Below are 13,001 nucleotides of genomic sequence, written 5' to 3'. Positions count from 1 at the left end.
AACCTGCAGAATTATTGTATTTTTGCGGATCAATATAAGATAATAGAAATGGGAAGAGCATTTGAGTTTAGGAAAGGTAGAAAAATGAAACGCTGGTCAGCAATGGCCAAAGCATTTACCAGAATTGGGAAAGATATTGTAATGGCTGTGAAGGAAGGTGGACCAAATCCTGAGGCCAACTCTAGATTGAGAGCTGTAATCCAGAATTCTAAGGCTGCTAACATGCCCAAGGAAAATGTAGAACGCGCGATTAAAAAAGCTACTGATAAAGACACTGCTAACTATAAAGAAGTTTTATTTGAAGGTTATGCACCTCACGGAATTGCAATTCTAGTAGAGACAGCTACTGATAATAATAACAGAACTGTTGCTAATGTTAGAAGCTATTTTAATAAATGCAACGGAACAATGGGAACTCAAGGCTCGGTTGAATTCATGTTTGACCACACTTGTAACTTTAGGATTCCAGCAAATGGAATGGATCCAGAAGAATTAGAATTAGAGTTGATTGATTTTGGTGCCGAAGAAGTTTTTGAAGATGAGGATGGCATTTTGATATATGCCCCTTTCAATAGCTTTGGAACCATCCAAAAAGAATTAGAAATTAGAAATATTGAAATATTGTCATCTGGTTTTGAAAGAATCCCTCAAATTACAAAAAAGTTAAATGAAGCTGAAGTAGCCGATGTTGAAAAATTAATTGAAAAACTGGAGGAAGATGATGACGTTATGAACGTTTATCATACCATGGAAGAGGCCTAGACATCATCTCAATTAAACTTAAAACTCTAGCTTTGGCTGGAGTTTTTTTTTCATCGTTTACGTACTTTGAAGACAGCCTCTGTAATTCCTTTTTTAAAGTATTCTGTGAGTTAATTTTAAATTGGCTGAACACAATTTGAACACAAACCAGATAATTGCTAGGAATTATGTGATCGCCTTTTTGCTTTTATGAAATTTTCCAATAGTAATTATTAATGCGTCATATTGTCTTTAATAAGTGTTTACTTAAAAATCATGGTGTCAAAAGCTTTTAAATAACAGACTTTAGTTAAAAAAAGAAAATTTAGCAAATGAGTATTTGTTACTATTTTTTACTGCTACCAAGTTTCTTATATTTACCGACTTTTGTGAAATGCAACGCCCTAATAAAAGTGAAATATAAAACTATTGGGAGAAAAATCATTTTTTGCGAGGATGTTTTACAAAAGACAGTCCCTGATTAAATGAATTCAATTAGCAAGCTAAATTTCCAAATACCGAACATCGTTCTAAGGAACGCTAAAAATTAATACAAATATGACAAACAATATTCTAATTGAAAATCAATATAAAAGAAGCAGCTTATTTGAAAAAGAAAATGTAAACTATTTAGTTCGCATTTTAAAAAGATTTAATACCGTTCCAAAGATAAATAATATCAATATTATAACGTCTAATAGTGAGCCTACTATTTTCAAAATTGTACCAAACAAATCAATTATAATTGGTTCCTCCTTTTTGGACAAACCAATTTTAGCTTTAGTCTATTTAAGATATGGAATCGAATGGCAACTATGGTATAAAGCATTGAACGCCGAAAAAAAAGATGTTGTTTTATGTGATATTGCAGCTCTTGAAGTGATCAGAATATTTTATAATTTACTACCCAAAGATGATAAAGAAAAATTAGAAAATCTTGATAATTATCTCATTAATTTAATTAAAAATGATATCGATCTAAATGCTGAATCCTCCTTAATAAACGAAGAAATTCAGTCTTTTCATGGTTTAAAAAATGCTAACACTGAACTCAAAGAATCTTGGAAAGCTATTGTCGAAAATCTTGCAAAACCCACAGAATACTTGTTAATGTCGGGAGGAGATCTTAGATTAAATATCGATGAGATTCATTTACTTAACAAATACGGATGTCGCCCATTTCCAAGACCAGATGCATTTACTTTTGCTTCTTCTACGGCTTCGAGTGTTTCTAATTTTGCTTTTGACAAAACAGATAAAGTGAGAAGTATATTGATTAGAAATAGCCTGAAAAATGGTTTTCAAAATACTACCATTGAGTTTTCTGAATTGCTAAAAAATAACCTTCGACATATATTCAAATTAAATGAGGAATGTGAAATAATTTTTTCACCATCAGGTACTGATTCTTCGCTTCAAATAGCAGCCATAACACAAATTATTTCCGATAAAGAAATAACACATATTCTGGTTGCCTCTGATGAAACTGGCAGCGGTGTAGCAGCGGCCTTAAAGGGATGTCATTTTGAAAATACTACTGCTTTAAATTATCCAATTAAAAAAGATACTAAAATTGAAGGTTTTAGAGATGTTGATTTAATACAAATTCCTTTTAGAGATCAAAATGGTGTATTAAAAACTTCTGCTCAATTAGATCAAGAGGTATTGGATGCCGTTCTTAGGACCAAAGATCAAGGCAGGCACATCGTATTACATACTATGGACCAATCAAAATTAGGGTATCAATCTCCGAGCGACCACTTTATTAAAAAACTAAACTCCCTTGAAAATTTATCAATTCAAATAATTGTGGATGGATCACAGCTAAGATTAGATCCAAAAGACATACAAAATTATTTAAATAAAGGATATATTGTTACCATTACGGGAAGTAAATTCTTCACCGGTCCTCCTTACTGCGGTGCATTAATTTTACCTAAAAGTGTCAATAAATTAATTCATTCTGTAAAAAATATATTACCCAAAGGCTTAAACCAATATTATAATCGTTCTGATTGGCCGAATTCCTGGTTTTGTTCCAATGCTTTATCTGACGGCTACAACTATGGTTCTTACATGAGGTGGAATGCTGCTGTAGTTGAAATGGACAGGTATTACAAAACACCTATTTTATATCGAAATATGGGTATTGAGATGTTTTGCAATTTTGTAGATGACTCCATAAAAGAGGCTACTTTTTTACAGCCTATTTACAGTGATGAAACAAAAACGAAGAGTTACAGCAGTAAAGAATTTGGCATAAGAAATATCCGTACCATTTTTCCTTTCTTTATTTTTAAAAATAATGAAGTCTTGTCTGTTGATGAAGTAAAAAAATTATATACTTTATTAAATTCTGATTTATCGGATCGGTTTGAGGGTTCTTCTTTAGAAATCATTCGACTTGCAGCCCAAAAATGTCATATTGGTCAGGCAGTTAATGTAAAGTATACTACAGAAATTGAAAGTGCTATTTTAAGAATTAGTTTGGGTTCTAGAGTTATTTCTGAAAGCTGGGTCAATAGGGATATTAGTCTCTTTTTTAGAAATATAGAATTACAAATGAGTCAGATCACAATCACTATTAAAAAAATTGAATTGATATTGAATAGTCCTGAACTGCTGGATTAAATAAAAAAGGGTTCTTATTTAAAGTTCAAAAAAAAGTCCCAATTTGCAAAAGCAGATGGGACTTTTTTTAATTATAATTTTAACTTATTTTATCATTTCAATTTTCTGAACTTCTTCTTCGTTGATACTGTCAAAGAAACCTTGTTCATTCATCCAATCGTCGCTAAATACTTTACTCATATAACGGGAACCGTGATCCGGGAAAATTGCAATTACATTACTGTTTTCGTCAAATTCTCCTTCTTCTGCATATTGTCTTATCGCTTGTATCACAGCTCCTGAAGTATATCCAACAAATAAGCCTTCTTTTCTAGTGATTTCTCTTGCAGCATGAGCACTTTCCTCATCCGTTACCTTCATAAACTTATCTATAATATCAAAATCTGTTGCGGATGGAATTAAATTTTTTCCCAGACCTTCAATTCTATATGGATAAATTTCATCATTATCGAATTCTCTAGTTTCATGGTATTTTTTTAATACTGAACCAAAAGCATCGACTCCCAAAATTCTAATATTTGGATTTTGTTCTTTTAAATATTTTGCAGTCCCTGAAATAGTTCCACCAGTTCCACTACAAGCCACAAGATGAGTAATGTTACCATTAGTTTGATTCCAAATTTCAGGACCAGTAGATTTGTAATGAGCATCAATATTCAGTTGATTAAAATATTGATTAATATACACAGATCCTTTTGTCTCTTCGTGCAATCGTTTTGCAACATTATAATACGAACGTTCATCATCAGCAGAAACATGTGCTGGACAAACATACACTTTAGCACCTAAGCTGCGAAGCATATCTATTTTATCTTTAGATGATTTAGAACTAACAGCAAGAATGCAGTTGTACCCTTTTATGATACTGACCATTGCTAAACTAAAACCCGTATTACCGGAGGTTGTTTCTATTATGGTATCACCTGGATTTAAAATACCTCTTTTTTCAGCTTCTTCGATTATGTATAATGCTATTCTATCTTTTGAGGAATGTCCCGGATTAAAAGCTTCTACTTTTGCGTAAAAGTTACCTTTTAAATTTTCAGTAACTTTATTTAGCTTAATAAGCGGCGTGTCGCCTATTAATTCTAAAACATTGTTATAAGCGTTTATCTCTTTTTTCATAAAAAAATAGTTAATCGCGGACTGCTTTAATTACAGCCCCGAATATGACAAATTTAACAAAAAAAATCTAATTACTTTTTAATTTCTTCTAAATCTAGTAAAAAACTATATTCTTTTGCAAGTTCCTTCAATGCTTCGAATCTCCCCGAAGCACCGCCGTGACCAGCATCCATATTAGTATTTAGATATAAAACATTATTATCTGTTTTTTGAGTTCTCAGCTTAGCAACCCATTTTGCCGGCTCCCAGTATTGTACTTGTGAATCGTGAAGTCCCGTTGTTACTAGCATATTAGGATAATTTTGTGCTCTTAAATTGTCATAAGGGGAATAGGACAACATATAATCAAAATATTTTTTAACATTTGGATTTCCCCACTCATCATATTCACCTGTGGTAAGCGGGATTGTATCATCAAGCATTGTAGTAATGACATCAACAAAAGGAACTTGAGCAATCACACCATTGTATAAATCTGGCGCCATATTAATTATCGCTCCCATTAGTAAACCACCTGCTGATCCACCCTCAGCATATAAATGTTTAGGTGATGTATATTTTTCACTGATTAAATACTTAGAACAGTCAATAAAATCAGTAAATGTATTTTTCTTTTTCAATAATTTGCCATCCTCATACCACTGTCTGCCTAAATCTTCGCCTCCCCGTATGTGTGCTATTGCAAATACAAAACCTCTATCTAATATCGACAAGCGCGTCGAAGAAAAGTAAGTTTCCATTGTAACTCCATAAGAGCCATAAGCATATAGTAATAATGGATTATTTCCATCCTTTTTTAATCCCTTTTTGTAAACAATTGAAATAGGAACTTTAGTGCCATCCTTCGCAGTTGCCCAAATACGTTCTTCAACATAATTATTTTTATCAAATGTGCCACCTAGAACTTGCTGTTCTTTCTTCACTTCTTTCTCTTTGGTTTTCATATTAAAATCAATTACTGAGGAAGGAGTTGCTAATGACTGATAGCTGTATCGAAGAATATCAGTGTCAAAATCTACATTTGTTGTTGTATTTGCGTTGTATGTTTCACTTCCAAAAGGCAAATAATATTCGCCTTTGCCACTCCATGGCATAATACGAATACGATTCAATCCATTTGCGCGCTCTTCAACAACTAAATAATCTCTAAAAATTTCAATATCTTCTAATAAAACATCTTCTCTGTGCGGGATAACATCCTTCCAATTTTCCTTTGTCGTAGCGTTTTCCGGAGTTTTCATCAACTTAAAATTAGTCGCATCATCCTTGTTGGTTAAAACATAAAAAGAATCTCCAAAATGAGAGATATTGTATTCTAATCCTCTGACTCTTGGTTGAAAAATTACAAATTTACCTTCTGGAGTATCTGAATTTAAAGTTCTATATTCAGTAGTTAAAGTACTTCCAGACTCAATCACGATATACTTTCTTGATTTTTCTTTACCAACAGATACATTAAAAGTATCGTCTTTTTCATAAAAAACTAAAACATCGGTCGCAGAATCGGTGTTTAATTGATGTTTAAAAACTTTATCAGAGCGCAGCGTAACTTCATCTTGCCGAGTGTAGAAAATGGTTTTGTTATCATTTGCCCAAACAGAACTGCCAGTAGCATTTTCAATCTTGTCATCTAATATCTCTCCAGTTTCAAGATTTTTAATTTGTATTGTGTAAATGCGTCGTCCCATTGTATCAGTACCAAAACTTACGAATTTATTGTCTGGACTTACACTCAATCCGCCTAAATTAAAATAAGACTGACCTTCTGCAAGATCATTGCAATTGAATAAAATTTCTTCCTTTGCGTCTAAGCCTCCCTTTTTTCTAGAATAAATAGGGTAGCCTTTTCCTAATTCAAAACGGGTGATATAATAATAACCATTATACAAGTAAGGAACCGATTGATCGTCTTCCTTAATACGCGATTTCATTTCTTCATATAATTCTTTCTGAAAACCTTTAGTATCGCCAGTCTTTGCTTCATAATACGCATTTTCTTGGTTTAGATAATCAATAACTTCTGGATTTTCTCGATCATTCAACCAGAAATAATTATCTGTTCTTTTAATACCATGCTTTTCTAAAGTCTTAGGAATTATTTTCGCAATTGGAGTTGAACTATTTTTTGACATTTTTTGAGCTTTAATTTTAGTATTCGAAGCTGCAAAAATAATACAAAGACAACTTAAGACGATCTTATTTTTCATGATATTTTATTGATTTTCACTACGCAATATAGTAATTTTGTATTTGAATTTAATTTAAAAAATACAACTATGGATTTAATGGGAATGATGGGCAAACTAAAAGAGACCCAACAAAAGATAGAAGATACAAAAAAACGCTTAGATACGGTTCTTATTAATGAGCAAAGTGCAGACGGTCTATTAAAAGTTACACTTACAGCAAATAGAGCTATTAAATCTATAACTATAAATGACACATTGCTCGAAGATAAAGAGCAACTCGAAGATTATATGATTTTAGTATTGAATAATGCTATTGAAAAAGCTACAAAGACTAATGAAGCAGAGCTAGACGCTGTCGCAAAAATGGACATGCCAATGATTCCAGGAATGGATAATTTATTCAAATAATAAATAATTATGAATTATGAGTTTAACTTCACTAAACTCATAATTCATAACTATTTTTTAAACAGAAGCTATAATTTCAACAATGTTTCTAACACATAAGTGTGCATGACTTCTCTGTAATCAAGATGCGTTACCATTCTAAGTTTTCCATGACCCATAGAACTTATTGAAATATTTTTTTGTTTTAATAATTCAATCAAGTTCTTCTCAATGCAATTTGGGACAAGTTTAAAGATGAGAATATTTGTTTCTACAGGTTCTACTGATGCTACCCAACTCACTTTTTTTAATACTTCTGCAATTTCCTTGGCTCTTCGATGATCTTCAGAAAGACGTTCAACATTATTATCAATAGCATAGATTCCGGCTGCAGCCAAATATCCCACTTGACGCATCCCGCCGCCCAAAATTTTACGAATTCGCAACGCTCTGTGAATTGTTGCTTTATCTGCTAGTAAAACAGAACCAATGGGCGCTCCTAATCCTTTTGACAAACAAACAGAAATCGTATCAAATAATTTTCCAAATTCCTTAGGATCTTGATTTTTGGCAACTAAAGCATTCCAGATTCGGGCGCCATCTAAGTGAAATTTCAAATTATTGGCATCACAAACCTGTTTGATTTTTTGTAAATCTTCCAGTTCGTAACAAGCACCGCCGCCTTTATTAGTTGTATTTTCTACACAAACTAAACTTGTCTTTGCACTATGATAAAATTCAGGATCATTAACTGCTTCTGCTACCTGTTCAGCGGTTATCATTCCGCGATCTCCATCTAATAAGCAACAAGAAACTCCACTATTAAAAGAAACTCCTCCACCTTCGTAATGATAAACATGCGCGTATTTATCGGCAATTAACTGTTCTCCTGGTTGCGTATGTAATTTTATAGCCGTTTGATTTGCCATAGTTCCCGATGGAAAAAAAAGTCCTGCTTCCATTCCAAATATCTCGGCAACTTTCGCCTCTAATTCAATAACCGTAGGATCTTGTTTGTAGACATCATCTCCTACCACAGCGTTTAACATATATACCAGCATTTCACGTGACGGCTTCGTAATTGTATCGCTAACTAAATTTATTTCCATATTTATATTATTATTTTATCGAGAGAATTATCAGTTTGTCCCAATGTAAAAAATTATCTACTTTTGTGCCACAAAATTACATAATTTATGACAACTACCGAACAAATTAAAGGTATTGTAGAGCGCCTTGGTGCGTTGAGGAGGTATCTTTGACGTTGATGCCAAATTAATTGAAATTTCTAACGAAGAAGAAAAAACTTTTGCACCGGACTTTTGGAATAACGCAAAAGATGCCGAAGCTATTGTAAAAAATCTTCGAAATAAAAAAAAGTGGATTGAAGATTACAATAAGGCCGTTGAAATGACGGATGAACTGCAACTCGCATACGATTTTTATAAAGAAGGTGAATTAACTTCAGAGGAATTGGATGTTCATTACAATGAAACGCAAATTCATATTGAGGCTATCGAATTCAAGAACATGCTCTCTGATGAGGGAGATACATTGAGTGCGGTGGTACAAATAACCTCAGGTGCTGGTGGAACTGAAAGTTGTGATTGGGCCGAAATGCTGATGCGCATGTACATGATGTGGGGCGAAAAATACGGTTATAAAATTAAAGAGCTAAACTTTCAAAAAGGAGAAGCTGCCGGAATAAAAACCGTAACACTTGAGTTTGAGGGCGATTATTCTTTTGGATATCTAAAAGGGGAAAATGGCGTCCATCGCTTGGTGCGTATCTCACCATTTGATAGCAATGCTAAACGTCATACTTCATTTGCTTCAGTGTATGTGTATCCTCTTGTTGATGACAGCATCGAAATAGATATCAATCCTGCCGATATCGAAATTACAACTTCTCGATCTAGCGGCGCTGGAGGACAAAATGTGAATAAAGTAGAAACTAAGGTTCAACTATTTCATAAACCAACAGGGATTCAAATACAGTGTTCAGAAACCCGCTCCCAACAAGACAACAGGCAACGCGCTATGCAAATGCTTCGTTCTCAATTATACGAAATTGAGTTAAAAAAGAAACAAGCACAACGTGCTGATATTGAAGCTGGTAAAATGAAAATAGAATGGGGATCACAAATACGCAATTACGTAATGCAACCTTATAAACTAGTCAAAGACGTTCGTACTGGCTATGAAACAAGTAACGTTGACGGCGTTATGAATGGCGAAATTGACGAATTTCTTAAAGCTTACCTTATGATGATGGGACAAAAAGAGGAAGAGTAGAAATTTTATAAATCGAAGCAAAACAACAGAGTTTTATTCGTATGATCTTAACTTTAAAAGTTTTGAAAGAACAGCTGGTAAAATATAAATCCTCTCAACTTAATAATCTTCATTTTTGAGAGGATAATATTAAAACAATAAACAGTTAAGTTTTTTTGGTCAGAAGACAATCATTCTAGTAGCGAAACTCCAATATCGATTTTAGTTTGCAACTTATAATAATTAGTCATAGGTTTATTGTAACTATTAGAAACTTAATGAATACCTATTTCACTTACTAACAAAATAGAATAATAATAGTATATTAAATCTTATAAAATGTACTAGGTGAATAAGTGATCCAAGTTAATTGTCCCATTTGAATTACGTTGCATAAATTAATGGTGGATTTATAGAACTTATGCACACAAACGTGTTAAAGAATCTCAAAATATTTGGAATTTTACTGCTAATTTGTTTTATTTGAACAGTAAAACCTAATTAAATCCAACCTAAACTTAATGAAATCCTATTCCATCCAAGAAATAAATGAAATTTTAAAAGGAGATATTGTTGGCGGTACGTTCCATCAAATTACTGCTCCTGAACAACTTGAATCCGCCACCGAAACTGAAATTTCTTTTATTGGAAACAAAAAATATGAAAAATTTTGGGCTGAATCTAAAGCGAGCGTAGCAATTGTAAATGAAGACATATCGATTGAGCCTGGAGAAAACAGAGCTTTCATTAAAGTTAAAAATGCAGATTTAGCCATGTCTCAAGTATTAGAACTTTTTGCCCCGCCTACTCCATTATTTATTGTTGATATACATCCTACAGCAACAATAGATACAACTGCAAGCATTTGCAATGGAGTCAGAATTGGTGCCGGTTGTTATATTGGTCCAAAAGTTGTCATTGGTGATAACACTTCAATTTATCCCAATGTCACTATTCTTGATGAATGTACAATAGGAAAAAACACAGTGATTTGGTCTGGAACCGTTATTCGAGAACGATGTCATATTGGAAACGATTGTATTATACATCCAAATGCAACTATTGGCGCTGATGGTTTTGGTTTTAGACCAGATCCAAAACAAGGTTTGGTTAAAATCCCACAAATTGGAAATGTTATCATTGGTAATAATGTCGAGATTGGAGCAAACTCATGCGTAGATAGAGGAAAATTTAGCTCAACAATTTTAGGTGATGGCTGTAAGATTGACAATTTAGTTCAAATAGGCCACAATAGTAAATTAGGAAAGTTTTGCATTATGGCAGGTAACAGCGGACTTGCCGGATCAGTAACTTTAGGAAACGGAGTAATTATTGGCGGAAGCGCTTCCATTAAAGATCACACTACCATTGGTGATGGCGCTATTGTAGGAGCGGGCTCTGGTGTAACGGGTGATATTCCTGCAGGAAAAACTATGCTTGGTTATCCAGCCGTGGAAGCTCGAGATGCGCTCAAGCAGTGGGCTATCTTAAAAAGACTCGTAAACGAATCTAAAAGCAAATAACTAATCAAATTTATCAAATTCACAAAAAAGCAGAAGGAAACTTCTATTTTTTTGTTTATAAATCAAAAAAATATTTAATTTTCTTGCTAATATATTGATATATCAAAATTTATTTGGTTTGATTTTGTATTTTAGCACAAATTTTATAATCAATTATTCCATGGATCTAAACTTCAACAAAAACGAAGACCACAATAAATTATTACTTTCAGCTTTAAAACAAAAATTAAGCATCGTTAAATTAGGTGGAGGTGAAAAACGCATTGCAAAATTACATGGTGAAGGCAAAATGACAGCGCGGGAGCGAATTGATTATCTGCTCGATCCAAAAGCTAAAAGTATAGAAATTGGTGCTTTTGTCGGTGAAGGAATGTACAAAGAACACGGTGGCTGTCCATCAGGTGGAGTAGTTGTGAAGATAGGATATATAAGAGGAAAACAATGTATTGTCGTGGCAAATGATGCCACTGTGAAAGCTGGGGCATGGTTTCCAATAACAGCAAAGAAGAATTTACGCGCACAAGAAATAGCGATGGAAAACCGACTGCCAATTATTTATTTAGTCGATAGTGCAGGGGTTTACTTGCCACTTCAAGATGAAATTTTTCCTGATAAAGAACATTTTGGAAGGATATTTAGAAATAATGCTCACATGAGTGCCATGGGAATAACACAAATTGCTGCGGTAATGGGAAGTTGTGTTGCTGGCGGGGCCTATTTACCAATAATGAGCGACGAAGCCATGATAGTTGATAAAACTGGAAGTATTTTCTTAGCAGGGAGCTATTTAGTAAAAGCAGCTATTGGCGAAAGCATCGATAATGAAGTATTGGGAGGAGCAACAACTCACTGCGAAATTTCGGGAGTAACAGATTACAAGGCCAAAGATGACAAAGACGCACTTGATCGAATAAAAAATATAGTGGATAAAATTGGTGATTTCACCAAGGCCGGTTACAGCAGAATTAAAGCTGAAAAACCACTATTAGATGAGAAAGAAATCTATGGTGTTTTGCCAAAGGCAAGAAATGAGCAATACGACATGATGGAGATCATCAATAGATTGGTTGACAATTCAGAATTTGAAGCTTACAAAGATGGATACGGGCAAACCATAATCACTGGTTATGCTAGAATTGATGGTTGGGCAGTAGGCATAGTTGCTAACCAGCGAAAAGTAGTAAAAACTAAGAGCGGCGAAATGCAATTTGGAGGCGTAATTTATTCTGATTCTGCAGATAAAGCGACTCGTTTTATAGCTAATTGTAACCAGAAAAAAATTCCATTAGTTTTTGTCCAAGATGTTACCGGCTTTATGGTAGGATCAAAATCAGAACATGGTGGAATAATAAAAGATGGTGCTAAAATGGTTAATGCGGTTTCAAATTCAGTTGTTCCAAAATTTACTGTAATTGTTGGCAATTCTTATGGCGCAGGAAATTATGCTATGTGCGGAAAGGCCTATGATCCACGATTAATTTTCGCATGGCCAAGCGCAGAATTAGCCGTCATGGGCGGAACACAAGCGGCAAAAGTTTTGGCACAAATCGAAGCCTCTTCGCTTAAAGCAAAAGGTGAACTCGTGGATGAAATGAAGGAAAAAGAATTATTTGACAAAATAAAAGCTAGATACGACGAACAAGTTTCACCTTATTATGCTGCATCACGATTGTGGACTGATGCGATTATTGATCCATTAGACACAAGAACTTGGATATCTATGGGAATTGAAGCAGCTAACCAATCTCCTATTGAAAAAAAATTTAATTTAGGCGTTATTCAAGTTTAGCTTGTACAAATGGATAGTAATATCATATTATTTAAAAATCTTGTTAAATTGATGATAGCCAGATTATTTAAAAGTAAAGAAAATAATTATTTACTTAGCAAGTGCAATGTAGTAATATAAAGCGTTATGGGTGATCCACATTCTCTTGAATTTTATAAATCTGCAAACCTTCTATATTTAACTCAAAATGTTAGTATCCAGATTTTCATGCAGAAAAATGTATAATCTGATGGAGATTAGATATTAATTCATTGCTATCCGAAAGTTTTAAGAAAACCTTAAATATCAGTCGGCATTGCCTATATACAGGTTGTTTTTAAAAAATTATCCTGAAAATAAGTC

At 33.5% G+C, this 13,001-nt stretch carries 9 protein-coding genes; 6 read left to right on the top strand and 3 right to left on the bottom strand.

Annotation, left to right across the window (positions count from 1 at the left end):
• Positions 1–48: 48 nt before the first annotated feature.
• Both BUB42_RS03885 and BUB42_RS03880 read left to right on the top strand, forming a co-directional pair.
• The gene (locus BUB42_RS03885; protein ID WP_073017410.1) at positions 49–762 is read left to right on the top strand and encodes a YebC/PmpR family DNA-binding transcriptional regulator; all 714 of its coding nucleotides are present in this window, start codon (positions 49–51) and stop codon (positions 760–762) included.
• Between the two features lie 537 nt (positions 763–1,299).
• On the top strand, positions 1,300–3,372 hold the full coding sequence (locus tag BUB42_RS03880; RefSeq protein ID WP_073017409.1) for a hypothetical protein: 2,073 nt from the start codon (positions 1,300–1,302) through the stop codon (positions 3,370–3,372).
• An 84-nt stretch (positions 3,373–3,456) separates the two neighbouring features.
• Here the strand turns inward: BUB42_RS03880 and BUB42_RS03875 are convergent, their stop codons facing one another.
• Complete coding sequence (locus BUB42_RS03875) at positions 3,457–4,497, bottom strand: cysteate synthase (RefSeq protein ID WP_073017407.1); 1,041 nt, start codon at positions 4,495–4,497, stop codon at positions 3,457–3,459.
• A gap of 71 nt (positions 4,498–4,568) precedes the next feature.
• Entirely contained in the window at positions 4,569–6,704 is a 2,136-nt protein-coding gene (locus tag BUB42_RS03870) for a S9 family peptidase (protein WP_073017405.1), read from the bottom strand.
• Between the two features lie 69 nt (positions 6,705–6,773).
• On the opposite strand from BUB42_RS03870, the gene BUB42_RS03865 reads away from it, so the two are divergent.
• The gene (locus tag BUB42_RS03865) at positions 6,774–7,094 is read left to right on the top strand and encodes a YbaB/EbfC family nucleoid-associated protein (protein ID WP_073017403.1); all 321 of its coding nucleotides are present in this window, start codon (positions 6,774–6,776) and stop codon (positions 7,092–7,094) included.
• Positions 7,095–7,162: 68 nt separating this feature from the next.
• On the opposite strand, the gene BUB42_RS03860 is transcribed toward BUB42_RS03865, so the two are convergent.
• A complete protein-coding gene (locus BUB42_RS03860) occupies positions 7,163–8,182 on the bottom strand; it encodes a threonine aldolase family protein (protein ID WP_073017401.1) in 1,020 nt (339 codons plus the stop codon).
• Between the two features lie 87 nt (positions 8,183–8,269).
• Here BUB42_RS03860 and prfB point away from each other — a divergent pair.
• From prfB to BUB42_RS03845, 3 genes are all read left to right on the top strand, one after another.
• A protein-coding gene (prfB, locus tag BUB42_RS03855) for a peptide chain release factor 2 (RefSeq protein WP_139257279.1) occupies positions 8,270–9,368 on the top strand; the annotation gives its coding sequence in 2 pieces (ribosomal slippage) (positions 8,270–8,332 and positions 8,334–9,368; 1,098 coding nt in all).
• 500 nt (positions 9,369–9,868) lie between these two features.
• Positions 9,869–10,870: a UDP-3-O-(3-hydroxymyristoyl)glucosamine N-acyltransferase gene (lpxD, locus tag BUB42_RS03850; RefSeq protein WP_073017399.1), complete on the top strand. Its 1,002-nt coding sequence runs from the start codon at positions 9,869–9,871 to the stop codon at positions 10,868–10,870.
• 160 nt (positions 10,871–11,030) lie between these two features.
• Positions 11,031–12,659: an acyl-CoA carboxylase subunit beta gene (locus tag BUB42_RS03845; RefSeq protein WP_073017398.1), complete on the top strand. Its 1,629-nt coding sequence runs from the start codon at positions 11,031–11,033 to the stop codon at positions 12,657–12,659.
• Positions 12,660–13,001: the final 342 nt, after the last annotated feature.

Source organism: Flavobacterium micromati (assembly GCF_900129585.1).
In the GTDB taxonomy this organism is placed as follows: Bacteria; Bacteroidota; Bacteroidia; order Flavobacteriales; family Flavobacteriaceae; genus Flavobacterium; species Flavobacterium micromati.
Note: the sequence above shows the minus strand (reverse complement) of the source record. Positions and strands in the feature narration are given on the sequence as shown.